At 41.5% G+C, this 16,534-nt stretch carries 17 protein-coding genes, 2 pseudogenes and 1 riboswitch; of the genes and pseudogenes, 1 reads left to right on the top strand and 18 read right to left on the bottom strand.

The annotated features are described in order from the left end of the window. Positions 1 to 100 precede the first annotated feature (100 nt). From EHS13_RS04495 to EHS13_RS04425, 16 genes and pseudogenes are all read right to left on the bottom strand, one after another. Positions 101 to 1,129 (bottom strand): hypothetical protein, encoded by a 1,029-nt coding sequence (locus EHS13_RS04495; RefSeq protein WP_155699216.1) that lies wholly within the window; start codon positions 1,127 to 1,129, stop codon positions 101 to 103. Between the two features lie 20 nt (positions 1,130 to 1,149). Further along, positions 1,150 to 1,890, bottom strand: coding sequence for an RNA polymerase sigma factor (locus EHS13_RS04490; RefSeq protein WP_155699215.1), 741 nt, complete (start codon positions 1,888 to 1,890; stop codon positions 1,150 to 1,152). Between the two features lie 70 nt (positions 1,891 to 1,960). Further along, complete coding sequence (locus tag EHS13_RS36600) at positions 1,961 to 2,164, bottom strand: hypothetical protein (RefSeq protein ID WP_227013788.1); 204 nt, start codon at positions 2,162 to 2,164, stop codon at positions 1,961 to 1,963. A gap of 47 nt (positions 2,165 to 2,211) precedes the next feature. Further along, positions 2,212 to 2,367, bottom strand: a complete 156-nt coding sequence (locus EHS13_RS36595; protein WP_227013787.1) for a hypothetical protein — start codon at positions 2,365 to 2,367, stop codon at positions 2,212 to 2,214. Positions 2,368 to 2,421: 54 nt separating this feature from the next. Beyond that, positions 2,422 to 2,714, bottom strand: a pseudogene (locus EHS13_RS04480) (GNAT family N-acetyltransferase); the annotation flags it as partial. Next, positions 2,695 to 3,378, bottom strand: coding sequence for a hypothetical protein (locus EHS13_RS04475; RefSeq protein WP_193571475.1), 684 nt, complete (start codon positions 3,376 to 3,378; stop codon positions 2,695 to 2,697). The pseudogene EHS13_RS04480 and the gene EHS13_RS04475, both read right to left, overlap by 20 nt. After that, positions 3,375 to 3,638 (bottom strand): annotated as a pseudogene (locus EHS13_RS04470) (nuclear transport factor 2 family protein); the annotation flags it as partial. The gene EHS13_RS04475 and the pseudogene EHS13_RS04470, both read right to left, overlap by 4 nt. Positions 3,639 to 3,658: 20 nt before the next feature. Next, the gene (locus EHS13_RS04465; RefSeq protein WP_155699214.1) at positions 3,659 to 3,997 is read right to left on the bottom strand and encodes a VOC family protein; all 339 of its coding nucleotides are present in this window, start codon (positions 3,995 to 3,997) and stop codon (positions 3,659 to 3,661) included. A gap of 138 nt (positions 3,998 to 4,135) precedes the next feature. Beyond that, the gene (murQ, locus tag EHS13_RS04460) at positions 4,136 to 5,053 is read right to left on the bottom strand and encodes an N-acetylmuramic acid 6-phosphate etherase (protein WP_155699213.1); all 918 of its coding nucleotides are present in this window, start codon (positions 5,051 to 5,053) and stop codon (positions 4,136 to 4,138) included. Positions 5,054 to 5,152: 99 nt separating this feature from the next. Next, the gene (locus EHS13_RS04455; protein ID WP_155699212.1) at positions 5,153 to 6,187 is read right to left on the bottom strand and encodes an N-acetylglucosamine kinase; all 1,035 of its coding nucleotides are present in this window, start codon (positions 6,185 to 6,187) and stop codon (positions 5,153 to 5,155) included. 1 nt (position 6,188) lies between these two features. Then, on the bottom strand, positions 6,189 to 6,992 hold the full coding sequence (locus EHS13_RS04450; RefSeq protein ID WP_155705218.1) for a carbohydrate ABC transporter permease: 804 nt from the start codon (positions 6,990 to 6,992) through the stop codon (positions 6,189 to 6,191). Between the two features lie 36 nt (positions 6,993 to 7,028). Further along, a complete protein-coding gene (locus EHS13_RS04445) occupies positions 7,029 to 7,955 on the bottom strand; it encodes a carbohydrate ABC transporter permease (protein ID WP_155699211.1) in 927 nt (308 codons plus the stop codon). A gap of 47 nt (positions 7,956 to 8,002) precedes the next feature. Further along, positions 8,003 to 9,292 (bottom strand): ABC transporter substrate-binding protein, encoded by a 1,290-nt coding sequence (locus tag EHS13_RS04440; protein WP_155699210.1) that lies wholly within the window; start codon positions 9,290 to 9,292, stop codon positions 8,003 to 8,005. 39 nt (positions 9,293 to 9,331) lie between these two features. Next, positions 9,332 to 10,348, bottom strand: coding sequence for a serine hydrolase domain-containing protein (locus EHS13_RS04435; protein ID WP_155699209.1), 1,017 nt, complete (start codon positions 10,346 to 10,348; stop codon positions 9,332 to 9,334). Beyond that, entirely contained in the window at positions 10,341 to 11,207 is an 867-nt protein-coding gene (locus EHS13_RS04430; RefSeq protein ID WP_155699208.1) for a MurR/RpiR family transcriptional regulator, read from the bottom strand. The genes EHS13_RS04435 and EHS13_RS04430 overlap by 8 nt, the downstream gene beginning before the upstream one ends. A 90-nt stretch (positions 11,208 to 11,297) precedes the next feature. Further along, positions 11,298 to 12,191, bottom strand: coding sequence for a TolB family protein (locus EHS13_RS04425; RefSeq protein ID WP_155699207.1), 894 nt, complete (start codon positions 12,189 to 12,191; stop codon positions 11,298 to 11,300). 195 nt (positions 12,192 to 12,386) lie between these two features. Continuing rightward, positions 12,387 to 12,475, top strand: a riboswitch (cyclic di-GMP riboswitch). A gap of 76 nt (positions 12,476 to 12,551) precedes the next feature. Here EHS13_RS04425 and EHS13_RS04420 point away from each other — a divergent pair. Beyond that, on the top strand, positions 12,552 to 12,698 hold the full coding sequence (locus EHS13_RS04420) for a hypothetical protein (RefSeq protein WP_155699206.1): 147 nt from the start codon (positions 12,552 to 12,554) through the stop codon (positions 12,696 to 12,698). An 85-nt stretch (positions 12,699 to 12,783) separates the two neighbouring features. On the opposite strand, the gene EHS13_RS04415 is transcribed toward EHS13_RS04420, so the two are convergent. Together EHS13_RS04415 and EHS13_RS04410 are read right to left on the bottom strand one after the other, a co-directional pair. Next, the gene (locus EHS13_RS04415) at positions 12,784 to 14,304 is read right to left on the bottom strand and encodes a hypothetical protein (RefSeq protein ID WP_155699205.1); all 1,521 of its coding nucleotides are present in this window, start codon (positions 14,302 to 14,304) and stop codon (positions 12,784 to 12,786) included. Between the two features lie 4 nt (positions 14,305 to 14,308). Continuing rightward, positions 14,309 to 15,829, bottom strand: a complete 1,521-nt coding sequence (locus tag EHS13_RS04410) for a hypothetical protein (RefSeq protein WP_155699204.1) — start codon at positions 15,827 to 15,829, stop codon at positions 14,309 to 14,311. Positions 15,830 to 16,534: the final 705 nt, after the last annotated feature.

The raw sequence follows: 16,534 nt of genomic DNA, 5'->3' as shown, positions 1-16,534 counted from the left end.
ATATAACGTATGTTATTATGCATTACAATTATTGTCAAGAGAAAAAGGAGCCTGAATTCAGCTCCTTCATAATCAGTCTACTCTTAATTGAAACAACACTTTAACTATATGGCGGGAATTTAAATTTCCCCAGTGAAAGAGGTGCTTCTCTTTTGCGGTTTAAAACAAGCTCAAGCATTTGACTCATTACGGCTAAACCATTAATTTCAGATGTTTTCACTTTGTTTAATAGTTTTATGGCATGTTCTGCTTCCTGTTGGTTGTTAGGTTCTCCTCCTTGGGGAAAAGGAAATCGCAATAACAATTCCGATAATGTTTCGGCTATTACGCTATAATGTGCTGCCGCCTCCAACGCAAGCGGAGCTAACTGGCTGCCAAGTGATGTTTGACTAAAAATAGATTCTGAGAAATTCCCGAAAAATTGAGCAGCAAATTTTCTGCCATCGGTAACCACTGCTAAATTATATGCGTTTTCCGGAATGTGGATATGCCGCGTCATAAACGCTTGCATCCATGCGTCATACCCCGCGATACCATGATGGTATTGAGATGAGGGCTGATGGTTCTTTTCATCTAAGAAATGGACGGCTCTTTGCAGTGAATCTTCCAATGTGTCCAAGGGATCGACAGAGCTTGAATTCAACACAGCCATTGCATGAATACTAGAATAACGCCGATTATTAATTTCACTGTATGCAATTATGCCGTCCTTCTCCGCGTCACGCGCGTACAACTCTTGTTTCTCATCATCGTAACCATAAATAATTCCAAATTCAGGACAAAATAAATCCCAGCCAATTACTGGTAAACCGCGGTCTATGCTATCTTTAATAAATTTGACGTATTGCTCAAGCTGCTCTGGTGTTGCCGGAATTTCATAATAGCTCTCGCCAATATCAAATCCCATTGCCATAAGTCCATCTCCCATTAATTGAGTGGGGGAGAATAGTGTTGGACCCGCAGCGTCAACCGTTTCTGGGTGAATGTTGATCATAAATGCACTGTTAGTAATCATCATAATGTCTGCAAGCGAATAAACCTCTTTTTTGTCCGTATACGGGATCAAACCGAATACTGCTTGTGCGGTTGGCGACCGAGTAAGACGAACTGCCTCTGGTATTTTTGACAAATGGTTTCTCCTCTTCCTGTCTAGAAGTCAAACGGTCGTGTGAGTATACGTCTTGTAGGCTTTCCTTCACTCATCAGCTTTTTGGCAACATCCTGAAAGTAGACCCTTACCCGTTCCTTCTGCACCTTTTTACGTGACCGCGAAAGCAAAGTATATACATTAGAGGTGGAGGTTCCGAATAATGCAGCAATTTCAGCAAATGGAAGCTGTCGAAAAAAATGAGCTTCAAATACATTGCGCTCATGCTTGCTCAAGCATCCCAACAGGGTAACTATTCCTTCTACCATTTCAGCTCGGACGACTCTAACTTCAGGATCATCCTCCGAGTGGCGTTTTTTAAGCGACTGGCTGAAATGAAATAAAATGGAATCAATATCCCGCCAATCCGCGTTGTTCCAAGAAGCTGAACTCATTGAAGCAGCATGTCCTTCCATGCTCGTAAAAGGTCGCTCATTGCCATAAGGCCCTCCTCGACGAAAGCGCTGATTCGCTTGATTCTGCACGATGCGGCGCAGCCAAGGCTTGAATCGAGAGACATCAGAAAGATTACTGACATGTAAAAACGCACGAATCAGCGCTTCCTGCACGATATCTTCAGCCATTGCAGTATCAGCGGAAAAACTCGAAGCCCATCCAAGCGCTTTTGCTCGATGACGACGTACAAGCTCACCAAATGCTTCACGGTTTCCAGCACGAGCATGTTCTACAAGATGTATTTCGGCCATCATTTCCATAGAGTCCGTGCAGCTATTTTGTTCCATTTCCAGCCGTCACCTCCTCGATCACGTTTGCTACTATATAGATACCAAAAAGTATAAGAATCTTTCATCCTTAGCCAAATATTTTAATAGCCTCTTCAAGTATCGTCTTGTCTCTTAGAATCATAAATTTAGTAGAATAATCATCGCATCTGTAAACGGACTCATTCATTAATTCTAATGCTTGCTTCAAAGGTATCCATTTTGCCTCCATACCCAGTTTAATTTCACTTTCACTTAGCGTTACATCATCCTTATATTCAAGTGCTTTTGCCACAAAACAATAAGAAAGCTGCATAAAATCATTCTGATTCTTATATTCCTCTATGTATCCCAGCTCATGAATGATCTCAGCATCATAACCACATTTAATTGTTCATCCACTAGAACGCCTCTTGAAGCAAATCGAGATACTAAATTAATCCACACAGGCGCCTCGCCTAAAAAATCACTGTCTGATATTTTTCTAATTAGTCTCATTAAAATCACCCTTCATCTTCCGTTAAATGATTACGAATTGTCAGTCGAAAAACCTCAAAGGTCTTGCGAGAGGCGCACCATATCCCTGCATTGAATTCCATTCTCATAAATCTCCTCAGCGTAATGCCTAATAAAGAAGTCCCTATCAACTCCAATGATTCTAAACCCACATTTTTGATAAAGGGCAAGCTGTCCCATACCTGGATTCCCTGTGCCTACCTCAATCGTTTTATACCCTAATGATTTAGCTTTATCTATTGCATGGTTTACTAATTTTCTTCCTATTCTTTGCCCTGGTGCTCCTCGTTAACTGCAATATTGACTAATTCAATGGTCTCTGGTCTTGTCCATTGGATAATCTTCATTCGACTTTAATTCTCGTATCTCCATTGGAAAGCAATATTCTTTAGTCTTAAAATTCAAAATCCGAGCTCGCACATCATTTTCCGAAATAAAGACAATACCCCCATCCTTATTAATGCAATAAGTAATGGGTATGGAAACACCCGTATTCCCAAAAGAGCCGTCTGCATGACTCGTACCGATAATCATCGTTTTATTCTTTATGGCTATTGCTGCAGCTGCTGTAATCCACTCATCAAATTGTGCTTTGCTAAACATCCCTACACCAATTGGATGGACAATTAAGTCAATGCCAGCAACATCATTGCTTTTTACACCTTGTATGACTAACTCATCACATAGGATAAGACCAACTCTTAGACTCTCTTCTAATATGAAAGATGTGGGGCTATATTTTATTCTATCCAGAACGATTTCGCCTTTGCGATTAATAATAATAGCTCTATCTTTTGGGCTTTCATTTAGCCTTCTGTAACCACCTATAAATATGGTGTTTGTGCTCTCCGCTAATTTACAGGCTTGACCCACATTTTCATTCAAATAACCCTCTGGAAAAATAACTATATCCACAGATGGGTTGTTACGAAGCTCATTTTCAAGCTGAACAATCCCTTTTTCAAGCTTTGGCTGAAGAATTAAAATGTTCATTCTATCCCCCGTTCACGTTCCGTTGGTGTACCTTGATGGAAAAACATTTGCCAGCTTCCGTCTCTAAATTTCCATATCGAGCTGCGCAATGAATGCTGCAGTTTTACTTCGTTAAAGATTCGATAGGTTGTTAGAGCAGTATCAGCAGATAGTGGATGCAGTTCAAAATCACTAAGTGTCATCGTTACAATACCAATTCCCTCTTCAGCCAAGCAATCTTTTTTATACCATACGCTACCCGAACTGCCGAATTCAAAAAAAATCATCTCTCCTGATTCAATTACTTGATTTGAGTCAATCCAAAATGAACTCCAGTAGGATCAATCAGATAGGCAAGGTAAAAAGTATCAAAATCCATCTTATCTTTCACAATAGTAGCCCCTAGATCCTTAGCCTTAGAAATAGCGTCATCAATGGAATCGACTTCAATTTGAATGCGAGTTCCTGCTGGATGATCGTCTGGCGGACCTGAAATCCCTCCATTAACTCCTCCAGCTGTCTTAACAGCCTGATAGTTCCATTGAGGTTCTGCAATTTCCCAACCAAACACCTTAGAATAAAATTCTGCTGCCTTTTCAGGCTCTTGACTGCTTATTTCAAAACCCACTACTTTGCCCATGCTTCTACCTTCTTCCCAAGAATTTATAATTCGTTACCTGTTTTTAAGTTCTACATTTCCCATTAAATACCTTTCTAGTCGCATAAAAAAAACCTGCCGCAAATTTCGGCAGGCAAGCAAATGTAATTCTAAATTTTATTATATACGACTTTGCTCGAGTAATTTCACTGCTTCACCAAAGTGATCTTGCGCAAGAACAAGCATACCCGCAGCTTTTTGCTGACTAATCCCAAACATGATCATCAGAATAGCAACTCTTGCATCGCCCTTAGCTTCGCTTCCGATACGTCGAGCTGTTTCTTCGTCAGCTCCGGTTGCCTCTTGAATAACTCGTATGGCACGTTCTCTAAGCTTCTTATTAGTTGCTCTCATGTTGACCATTAGATTTCCGTAGACTTTACCCAACTGAATCATCGCAGTCGAAGAAATCATGTTCAACACCATCTTCTGCGCTGTCCCTGCTTTTAAGCGTGTTGAACCGGTAATAACCTCTGGCCCGACTAGTACTTCAATCGGAAACTGCACAGTTGAGCTTAATGGCGTATCCTGATTACAGCTGATTCCAATTGTGGTTACTCCCATACGATTCGCCTCTTGGATCGCACCTATAACATATGGGGCAGCCCCGTTTGCTGTGATTCCAACGACGACATCGCCTTCACGTACAATATCTGCAATAGTTCGGGCTCCTGCTTCGGCATTGTCTTCAGCATTCTCTATCGCTGCACGAATAGCTTTTTCTCCACCTGCAATAAGACCATTCACCAAGTCTGTGTCTACGCCAAACGTAGGCGGGCATTCTGAAGCATCTAGAACACCAAGACGTCCGCTTGTTCCAGCTCCAATATAGTAAAGTCGGCCACCAAGCTTCATGGCACGAACAACAGCTTCAATGGCAATAGATATTTGTGGTAGAGCTTCGCGTACTGAAAGTGCTACCGTTTGGTCTTCTTCGTTCATTAATGTTACGATTTCATGTACACTTAAACGGTCAAGGTGCTGTGATTTATTGTTCCTTTGCTCCGTAAGTGGTTGTTGTTTTATTTGTTGTGTCACTTTACCTTTCCTCCTTTTTACCAAAAAACGACTGCACCGCTTTCTGACAATGTGTTTGTCAAGGTTTATACAAGGCAATCTGCCTTCGAACCTATTATCTTATGTCTTGAATTCAAATGCTGTAATTTGTTGCTTCATCACTTCGGTCAATTCGACGTCCTGCTCCTGCAAAGCTAGCAAATAAGCTCCGACAACTGGAGGACGTTCGAGCAGTCTAATCTCAAATGCACCCGATTGCATCGTTGGTGTTTCCCTAAAAAGCTGTTCAAACAGTTGATCTGAGAATAATCCCCCAGTTAAAACTAGAGGTATCTCAAGCCCCAACACTTCATTATTCTCGCTAAGTCCCACAGAAAGCTTACTCATTAATTGAGCCGTTGCTGTTTGGACAAGCTTTTCAAGCTCTTTAATAGCTTCCTCTACCAGCTTAACCGCTACCGAATCTCCAGCTGCAGCAGCCTGCAGGACAAGCTTAGAACCATCTGCGATAGCAGTCCGTACATTTTCCTGACCATAAATGGTGTTGATTAATTGCCCTGGATGCTGTAATTCCCAACGCTCCAGTACTAGCTTCGTTAAAGCAGTCGATTCACCTCGACCATCATACTCCTGCATAACAGCCATTAGCGCTTTCTGCCCAAGGTCAAAGCCGCTGCCTTCATCGCCAAGAAGGTAACCCCAGCCGCCTACTCTAACAAACTCTCCTGTTGCAGGGTCGAATCCATAGGCGATTGAGCCTGTGCCAGAAATCAGCACAATGCCCCTCTGTCCCCAGGTTCCAGCAGCCAAAGCTGTGACTGCATCATTGTGTACGGTAATGGTGACACCTTCTGGTAATTCCGTCTGTAGCCAGTCGACGATCCGTTTCCGATCTTCGGGTCTATCACTACCGGCAAGCCCGAGAAAAACTCCACCTAATGAGGAGGCATCTGTACCGGATCGAACTAATACCTCATGGATCAGTGAGAGTAAAACTCGTTTAACTTCCTCCCAAGATCGGGATTTCACGCTGCTGGACTCACCACGGCCCTCAGCAAGAATACGCCCATTCTGATCGCCGAGAATACAAAGTGTTTTGGTACCTCCACCGTCGATGCCTATAAAGTTTTTTGCTCCAAAGCTGCTAGTCACCATGCTACTTCACCGCTCCTGCCGTCATTCCATCCATAAACTGCTTCGATGCGAAGAAAAACAAAATGATCATCGGCAAGGAAGACAACGTCAATCCAGCGAACAGCATACTTAAATCAGTGGAGTACTCTCCGAACAAAGACAGCATGCCAACTGGTATTGTCTTTTTCAAATTATCCTGGATAAAAATCAAAGGGAAAAAGAAATCATTCCATGAGGCAAGGAAATTCATTATCATTACAGTCCCAAGCGCCGGACGAATTAACGGCAGTAAAACATGCCACAAAACACCAAAATCAGATGATCCATCAATACGCGCTGCTTCTTCGAGTTCTTTAGGAAGTGTCCGAAAAAAGCCTGTTAGTATTAAAATAGCCAAGGGCAATCCGACAGCTGTGTAAACACTAATCAATGACCAAAGACTATCTAATAAACCAAGCTGCTTCATTAAAAGAAACAGCGGAACAATTCCCAGCTTAATCGGAATCATCATACCCAAGAGAAAAAAGAAGAATAACGCAGAGTTCCATCGAAAAGGAAATCTGGCAATGTAAAAGGATGCAAAGACTCCAAACAATAGAATCAAAGTTACCGAAACCACACTAACTACTGTACTGTTCAAAAAATAGGTTCCAAACGAAATCTGATGGAGCAGCTTGCTATAAGATGCGAACGATAAAGAAGTCGGCAATGACAATGGACTTTTTAAAATCTGAATATTCGTCTTTAGTGAGGAGGTCAGCATCAGAAAAATCGGATACAAACTGACCAATGCTCCAAAGTACGCTACAAAGTATTGAAGCCCCATAATGGGTTTGTTTGTTTTCACAGTCTGCCTCCTCTCTTAGTTCTGCGTCGATTGCTTTCTAGTAAAGTACAGGAACAATGCGGATACTGTTGCGATCATGAAGAATAGGACAACGGCAAGTGCCGATCCAAGACCCAATGCAACCGAGTCGCCAGCTGAGCCTCCAAAAGCAATGCGATAAAAGAAAACGGCTAACGTGTCCGTGGAGCTGTAAGGCTCTCCTTGCGAACCTTCCATGGCATAGATTAAATCAAAAACCTCGAATGCATGGATAAACGTAAATACTGCAATAATAATTAACGACTGGCTCATCATAGGTAGAATAATAGAACGGACCATACGCAATCCCTTTACTCCGTCCAAACGCGCGGCTTCAATAACCTCCGTTGAAATGGACTGAAGACCTGCAAGGAAAATCAACATGATAAACCCTACACCAAACCAGCTATTAACCAACGTAATCGAGGTGAGTGCCGTAGACGTGTCTCCCAACCAAGGCTTAGCCCAAGAAACGAGACCAATCTTTTTCAGCAGCACATTAATCACGCCATTGTTTGGATTCAACATCAGCTTCCATAGAAAACCGACGACAATAACAGAGAGCAGCCGAGGTAAAAAATAAGCTATTTTTAGAAAGCCTGAGCCCTTTAGCTTACTGTAAATAAAGTAGGCGAGCATAAAAGCAATTGTGTTCTGTACAACCATTTCAACTGCTAAATAATAGAGATTGTGACGCAACGCATTCCAGAATAAATGGTTGAACGGTTCTTTGGTAAACAGGCTCACAAAGTTGTCCAGCCCAATAAAGTCACCGCGGATAAGACCCTTCCAATCATAAAAGCTATAGCCGAAAGCGGCAAGAATTGGATAAATCAAAAACAAACTATAAATTGCGAGGGCAGGAACAGGGAATAGATGAACCAATCCCTTTTTCCACCCTGACGATTTGGCCAAGTTATTCATGCCCCCACACCCTCATCTCAAGGTTATCAAATGAACCTTGTTACTGTTTATTTTGTAGACTTGAACCATGTATCTGCACTTTTCTGAACTTCTTCTGCTACCTGCTCTGGGGTTAATTTATCCAAATACATCCCTTGAATAGACTTTTCCAATGCAGCTTTGGTTGTAGGGTTACCTTTGTTGAAATAAACAACCGCAGCATAAGGAGTTGAAATCGTATCAGCATTCTTGGCAATTTTCGCTACAAGTGGATCATTCGCCACGATACCTGGGATAGTGCTTGGTTTTTGAAGCTCGTTAACAGCAAGTGCACCAAATTCCTTGGTAGTTAAGAACTCCATAAATTTAAGAGCCTCTGCCTTATGAGCTGATTTTGCATTTACTGCAAATGAACCATCTACCCAAGTTGTAACTGTTGGTTTGCCATCCGCTTTTTTCGGTGGAATTGGGAATACATCCATTTGAAGGTCTGGGTTGGTTTTTTTCATAACTGCATATTCCCAATCTCCCATTACCATCATAGCTGCTTGTTCGGTAACAAACATGTTTCTCATGTCGTCCATGCCAAGCCCAATATAATTATCTGGGAAATAAGGTGTTAAATCCTTCAGCATTTTAATCGAACTCACGAATTCTGGGCTTTTGAAAGTAGCTTCGCCTGAAAGAATTTTATTGATGAAATCCGTGCCATATTCAGAAGGAGCAAGTGTACCTTGAGTTAGTGAAAGGATCCAAGCTTCTTTAGAACCGAATGCTAATGGAGTAACTTTATTTTGTTTTAGTGTATCGGCAATCTTTAACAGCTCGTCCCATGTTTTGGGTTCTTGCAGCTTATATTTTTCAAAAATCTGCTTGTTATAAAATACTTGCGTGGAGCTGAATACCGTTGGTACGCCGTATACTTTACCGTCTGTACCTGTTGCTGCTAATAAAGTGTCCTTAGTAAATACGTCCATACCTTTCAAAGTATCCAAAGGCTCCAAGTAACCGGCATCTGCTAAAGCTGCACCTGCTGCATAAGGACGAAGATGAATAATATCTGGACCACTGCCGCTTTGCAACGAAGTGTTAAGTGTTGTGTTGTACTCGGTATTTTTAACTGGATTAAATTGAATATTGATGTTCGGATTGCTTTTCTTAAATTCTGCGATGATTTTGCTATAAGCCTCAGTATCTTCTGTACGCCAGCTGCCCATTGTTAAGCTTACCTCTTGTGCTGCCTCTGTTGCTGGTGCTGCGCTTGCATCACCGGTCTTTGTAGTATCGCTGCCACAAGCTGCTAATAAGGATGATGCCACTACCATTGTTACTAAAGCTCCACTAAATAAACGTTTCATTTAAAATCCTCCCCTGGATGTGTGTTTCTATGTTAAACCTCATATTGAGGAAATAACCGCTTCATGCAAAACTGGACGCAGCTCGCGGATTCGATTGTTCCGTCCGAGATGAACTGCATTGGTTAGAAACACAACACTGAGACCGAGACTAGGTTCGATCCATAAGCTTGTACCCGTAAAGCCTGTATGGCCAAAGCTTCCATCCGGCCAGCTTGTACCACAGCTAGGTAGGATAGCTGAATCATGCTTTACCTCCCAGCCAAGACCACGCCCGCGAATCGGATGCGTAATAGCTTCTCGCATTAGCGAAGGTAACAAGATTCCCTGCTTGTCTGACTGCAGCCACATGGCCGCATATCGAGACAGGTCATCGGCTGTAGCGAAAATCCCTGAGCTCCCGGAAACACAGCCAAGATGAAAGCTTTTCTCATCATGAACCTCACCTATAATGAAAGCTCCGTCTACATGTTCTGTAGCAGCGATACGTTCTCTTAGCTCTAGGTTAGGAGTATATAGCGTGCTGCACATACCGAGCGGATCGAAAACATTCCGCCGAACGAAACGATCCAACGGTTCATGCGCAGCACGCTCAATTACTTTTCCCAGCAGGATCATGCCAAGATCGCTGTACAAGCTGCTCGTACCCGGTAGAAATTTCAATTCCTGCGCTAGAATCTCGGCGATCAGATCAGCTCGTTGTCCCTTACGCGGAATTAGCGGCAAATCCGCTGGCAAGCCAGAGGCATGCATCAATAAATGACGTAGTGTTACTTGCGAATGGCGGAATTCTGGCAAATATTCTTGCAAAGTACCATCTAAGGATAGTTTTCCCTCAGCCACTAAAATTAAAACAGCTGGGAGTGTTGCAGTAACCTTGGTAAGAGATGCGATATCGAAAAGCGTGTCTAGCTGGATTGGATGTTCCTTAGCTCCATCTGAATACGATCCATACGATTTACTGAATCGAAAACGATTGTTTAGGGTTATATCCAGTACAGCACCTGGCAATTCCCTATCCTGTATCCAGCTCTTCACCAATCGGTCTACCTTATCCATTACGCTTCCCTGCCTTAACTGCTTTTCGAGTCATTTCCAATGATTGAATGCTTTCTTCATAATGCTGACCGGCTATTCCAACATACAGAATATCGATCACATTCAGCTGAGCAATCCGCGAGGCCATGGCACCACTACGGATGCTTTTCTCCAATGAGCTAGTAAACAACTGGATATCAGCAAGCTCTGATACCGGATTCGCTCCGAAACGAGTCAATGTAATGACAAATGCACCCTTTTCTTTAGCGATAGCTAGAGAGCGTATCATATCTTCCGTTTGTCCCGTATAGGAAATTCCAAAAACTACATCACCCGGAATCAGATTAGCTGCAATCGTCGCTTGTGCATCAAAACCAGTTCCAATTTCACACCAGCGATTAATCCGCGACAGCTTTAGTTTGAAATCCTCGGCGATCACTCCAGATGCGCCAACACCGAATAACCCGATTTTTCTAGCGTTGCTCAAAGCTGCAATAGCTTTCTCTACGCTTTGTGGAGATAGTACCGTTAAGGTATCTTGGATAGAAACAATATTATTATTAGATACTGACTCAATTAACTGTTCAATGGAGCCGTCTGTTTGTATTTCTTGATAGGAGTCTGCTGGAAGCGACAGTTGAGTTAAATCACCGGCAATTCGCAGCTTTAATTCCTGAAAACCTTTAAAATGAAGCGAACGCGACAGTCTTACGATGGTAGCTTCGCTCACATTGGCGTACTCCGCCAGCTTTTGTACGGATAAGACAACTACCTTTTCAGGATGCTCCAAAATATATTGAGCTACCCTGCGTTCCATAGGCTTTAAGCTGCCCATAGCCGCTTCTATACTTACTAACCCACCCTTTAACAAGAGAATCATCCTCTACATTTTCGTTTGTGAGCTTCTCTTACATAAGCTCATTATAAACATATTTATTTCATAATACAACAATTATTTTGAAACATTGTTTCATGCATTCTCCGAATCTTTCAATTGATAGCTTACAAACGCAATTTCTTTACTATCAGGCGACCAGGAATTAACATTGATCGTGCCTTGCCCACCAAACAGCTTAACCAACGTTTTATATTCGCCGCCATCAATGGACATTAGTCTAAGCTCGACGTTCTTGTTTGCGGGATGATCGCCTGGGGCAACATCGCTCTTGCTATAAGTGATATAGGCAACGGATTTAGCATCGGGAGACACATGTGGAAACCAGCTGTTGCTTTCATCAAATGACATCTGCGTCTGCTCGCTGCCGTCTGCATTCATCCGCCAAACCTGCATAAGACCTGTACGAGCAGAGTTAAACCAAATATGCTTGCCATCCGGAGAATATTCAGGCCCGTCATCCAGATTAGGTAAGTCCGTTAACTGCGTTTCAACACCGCCGATTACCGGGATAGTGAAGATATCATATTGGCCATTACGCTCCGCACAATAGGCTAAAGTCTTGCCATCTGGCGACCAGCCATGCAAATAACTTGGCCCTATTGGAGTTATTAACTCAGGATTGCCACCCTTGAGTGGGAAAATACAAATGCGGGAATGACCATCCTCTTGGGTTTGATGGCTTACCGCGATAAGTGAGTTGTCAGGTGAAAGCACATGATCATTATTGCATTGTGTAGCATAACCAGATTCGATAACCGTACTTTCTAGTGTACCAATATCGAAAGAATAGATACGACCCAAGCAATTATAAATCAGTTTTTTACCATCACTTGTCCAGTTTGGCGCTTCTATAAGATAGTCGAATTCAGCTAATGCTTTGCGTTCGCCAGTCTCTACATTCACAGTTTCCAGAGTGCTGATTACATTGCGCCCTTCAATTTTGGAAGGTATCTTTAAGGTATTCATTGTTTTATCTCCCTTGTCGTTTCAAATATTATGTAAATGGCTATATAGTTAATATTATAGAGTTGACTTTCGCAACTTGCTAGCTCAAAGTCGTTATTCTAGCTGTGTTTTCCCATTATTATTCGGTAGACAAAATCCACTTTCCATCTTATTATTAAAGTATTCGATTCGCCAAAAAGCGACAAGTTTCTGCGATCCCGATAAAGGCAAAACTGATGAAAATCAGCGACGCAAAGCTTTAGGGGCTAAAGTGCATTCATGCATGATGCTTGCCAGCTACCGAATGATTGCGGAGGCTTGTTTTTTTGCTTTCATTCAGAGCTAATAGTTAACAGCATACACTAAAATGGAGGGGTTTTAATGACGACAGCAGAAGATACAAGAGTAGACAAATTAATTAAATACGAGTGTTCAACCTGTGAAGGGGAAATTACACTAAGCTTGAAAGCTGTCATACATACCAAGGTTGTAAATTGCCCTTATTGTAACCCTTTGAATATGGAATAAGTTGAATAAAGTGCACACGATTTAAATTTTAAGCCTTCATCAACGATACAGCATAATGTATCGTTGATGAAGGCTTTTTCGTTTCCTATTTTAGTGATAAGCTTTTTACAAGTTCAGCATCAGACCATGTCTTGAATTGATTCTTCGTCCAATTAGTCAATGTATTGCTGTACAGGTTGATCGAATATACTTCACCCTGATTGTCTTTATACATCATAAGATCGTCTTTGGAATCTGGCGAGTTAATCAGCTTCTTTAAGCCTAATGCTGTATCGACTGTAAATAATGCATCCTTCTCCGGGAGATAGGGTTCTATAAACCCAGAATCATATATCGTATTGCTGTTAACATCCCTTTTTGGCTTTCCATAAAGGCGTACAACCATATGGTTTGAATCCAAGTTCGGATTATTGAGCCCAATTGGACTGACATCCTGTTCATTCCAATCATCATTCGCATTACGTACGATACCCTCTAGATCCATAATTAAAAGCGTGCCAGTGCCAGGAATATAACCTCCGTAAGGGGTCATTATACGATCATGTGCAATCCATACGGTTCCATCCGCATTCTTCAAAACTCGTGGTGGCAAATAATGATACGTTTGATCTGTAATTTTTTCAACCTTTCCATCAACTATAGTAAACAAATGGTATTGATTTGGATCAAATCCTATGTGTGCAAACGGAATAGCATAAGAAGTTTTAACATATAGCACTTTTCGTTTTTCATCTAAATCATAGAGGATGCTTTCAATTTGAAGGGGATACTCTTCCTCATCGTATTTTTGACTCGCTGGCATCGTCCCGAGTTCTAAACCTTGGTAAGTGAGCATGTTACCCACTAGCTCCACAGCCCCTGGCTTCCCCCCGTCCACTGGAGCTTGCATTAATTGTTCTACTTCATCTAAAAGCACCTTCACCTGCTCCTTCTCGATCCATTTTGGAGGAGTTTTAAATGATTTGGGAATTCTAAGTATTAAATGGCCTTTAACCTCAATATTAGAGCTCAAGTATAAAGCTTCCTCATCATCATAAATAATATCACCCAATATTTTGTCCTGTCCGCCCCATAAGGAAAGGCCATCCGTTTTATTCCATTGCAAATCCATCAAGAGCTTGGTATGAACAAATTTCCAAGTAAGCGGCATATACGTTACATTACGAAACTCCAAGAACGGATACGTTTCCTTGTCATTATTAATTTTTTCGTTGGCAATTTCGATTTTGTTTATGGAAATTTTGGCGGAATAGGCGCTGCTCGTTGAGTTTTTGACTGTCAGATTCTGCGGATACGGTTTCTTCTTTGAAGCAGCTTTGGCCCCGTAAAGGTTATCCCTGTATACCTGCAAGCCCTTTGCTTTACTCCAATTAGCAGATAGCTCTAGCTCGGTAAACATCTCCCAGCTCATGGGAATGTAGGTTATATCCTTATACACTATAAAGGGATTCTTGCTTAGCCGATTGTTAATCAATTGTCCATTTACCTTCACTGGAAAATTAGCTATCTTAACCTGTACCGTACCTTTTGCAGCGCTAACTGCAGCGGGCATTAGCGATAGAATTAACGCACACGCGATTCCTATAGTTATAAATCTTTTTAACAAATCGTCACGTCCCCTTCAAGTCAAGAGCTCTCAGTAATTCAACATCGATCCAAGTCTTAGATTGGTTCTTCGTCCAATTGGTCAATGTATTGCTGTATAAGTTAATCGTATATAGGTCACCCTTATTGTCTTTATAGATGCTAAGGTTATCATTTGATTCTGGTGCTTTCGGCAATTTTTTTAAGTTTAGCGCAGTATCTACTGTGTAATAATTATCGCGGCCCAGATTAGGAGCAAATATAAAGTCAGGTTCGGATTTTGTAAGTCCATTTATATCAAATTGAGGTACTCCATACAGGCGCACAATCATTGGACCTTTCTGATCAGAAGTCGGACTTTTAATCGCAATCGGACTAACGTCTGTCTCGTTCCAGACATCATTTGCTACGTGAACATTACCTTCTTGATCCATAAGAGCAAGCTTCCCAGAGCCCGTATAAAAAGAATCGAAATGTCTGACTCTTGCACTAGCAATCCAAACTGTACCATCTGCATTTTTAATTACTCGATCGGGCATATGTGGGTAATCCAAGCTCGCCTTCAGCTTCCCATCGATAATTGTAAAAAGCTGGTATCGACTGAGAGGGGACTCAATACCTCCACCACTAGCTGAAAAAAAGGTATATACAACAAGCAGCTTCCGCCTATCATCAATAGTATACAATGTGCCATCTATTTGAAGTGGACCTCCTTGCACCTCTTGTCTATCCTCATCCCTTAATGCTGCCAATTCCAGTCCTTGATAGGTGAGTACGTTATTAATCCGCTCGACGATCACCTTTTCGCTTTCTTCTATCTGGTCACTTATTGCTTGGGCTGCCTTATTACGAATAATATTCTCCTGATTTATGTCGAGCCATACTGGAGTGGATTTCAGTGATTTAGCTATTTTCATCATATTATATGTCCGATAATAACTTCGATTAGCGTATACATACAATGCCTCATTATCGTCATAAACAATTTGGGTCAGCACCGCAGCTTGCCCACTCCATATAGCGAGACCCTCCTTCTCATTCCACTGAATATCCATATGGAGCCTAGTATGGGCATTCAACCATGTTAACGGGATATATTTAACATTTCGGAATTCTAAGAATGGATACACTTGCTCGCTGTTTTTGATTATTTCTCCACTTAGTTGAATCTTAAATGTCGAGATTGTTGCAGCATATGATCCGCTTATTGAGTTTTTCACCGTTAGATTTTGTGGATATGGCTTTTTCTTCAGTGGTTGCGTGACAATATCGAAATTCCTTTGAATTTGCAACCCTTTATCTTTACTCCAAGTTGAAAGGAGTCCCAGCTCCTGAACCATGTCCACATTCAACGGCACATAGGTAATATTCTTGTATACTAAAAAAGGATTCTTAGCTAGACGATTGTTGATCAATACTCCATTTACCTTGACTGGGAAATTTACAACCTTAACCTGTACCGTACCTTTCGCAGCACTGGCTGCAGCTGGCAATAATGTAATTAATAATACACAGCAGATCCAAGTGATTAATAATCTTTTTAACATATCGGCACTTCCTTCTTTGCTTTCTATATCTATTTAGACGCATGTTCTGGAAAAAAGTTGTAAATGAGGGTGGAGCAGGTTTAAGTACGAAGTAGTTATAAAAATAAGTTAGATTGGCTGGAAACAATATTTGTAAGCGTTCTATCTGCAAAAGCGGTTCCCCCCTTGCGTTTGGAGAGTGAAACAGATAAACATATATATATCCATAAAACCCCTTATTATTTCACAAGATTATCTCAGATTTCACCTTCTCTTTTATATGCTTTAAATTTAACCCAATTAAACATGAAGTTTCTCTTTTAAACGAAATATTATTAAAAAGGATAATCAAAAAATATATACTCAAAAACGACATCAGAGCATTCCGATGTCGCATTCCTTCTTACTTACTTGAGTGTTGCGAAAATATTGCTGTCGGCTAGCACCGGATAAGGCTACAAATTGAGAAGCTATAAGCGGCTCAGCAATAGTATGGATCAAAAGCTCGGATAATCAAGCTAATTCCATGCCCATTTATGATGATGGCAGCTAGGATTTATATATGGATAGAGCTCAAACACAGGAGCAGAAGGATGCGTTGTTAGCTTTAAAAAAGCCCGGTAAGGAAGGGTTCCGACTTTGAAGGTGGGAGCGGCATAACTCATACTACTTACTATACAGATAAAAATCACAAAGAAGGGTTTATTGTTTCCCTCAATAAAATTA

It is taken from the genome of Paenibacillus psychroresistens, assembly GCF_009728935.1.
GTDB lineage: Bacteria > Bacillota > Bacilli > Paenibacillales > NBRC-103111 > Paenibacillus_AC > Paenibacillus_AC psychroresistens.
This window is presented reverse-complemented; position numbering and strand designations above follow the sequence as displayed.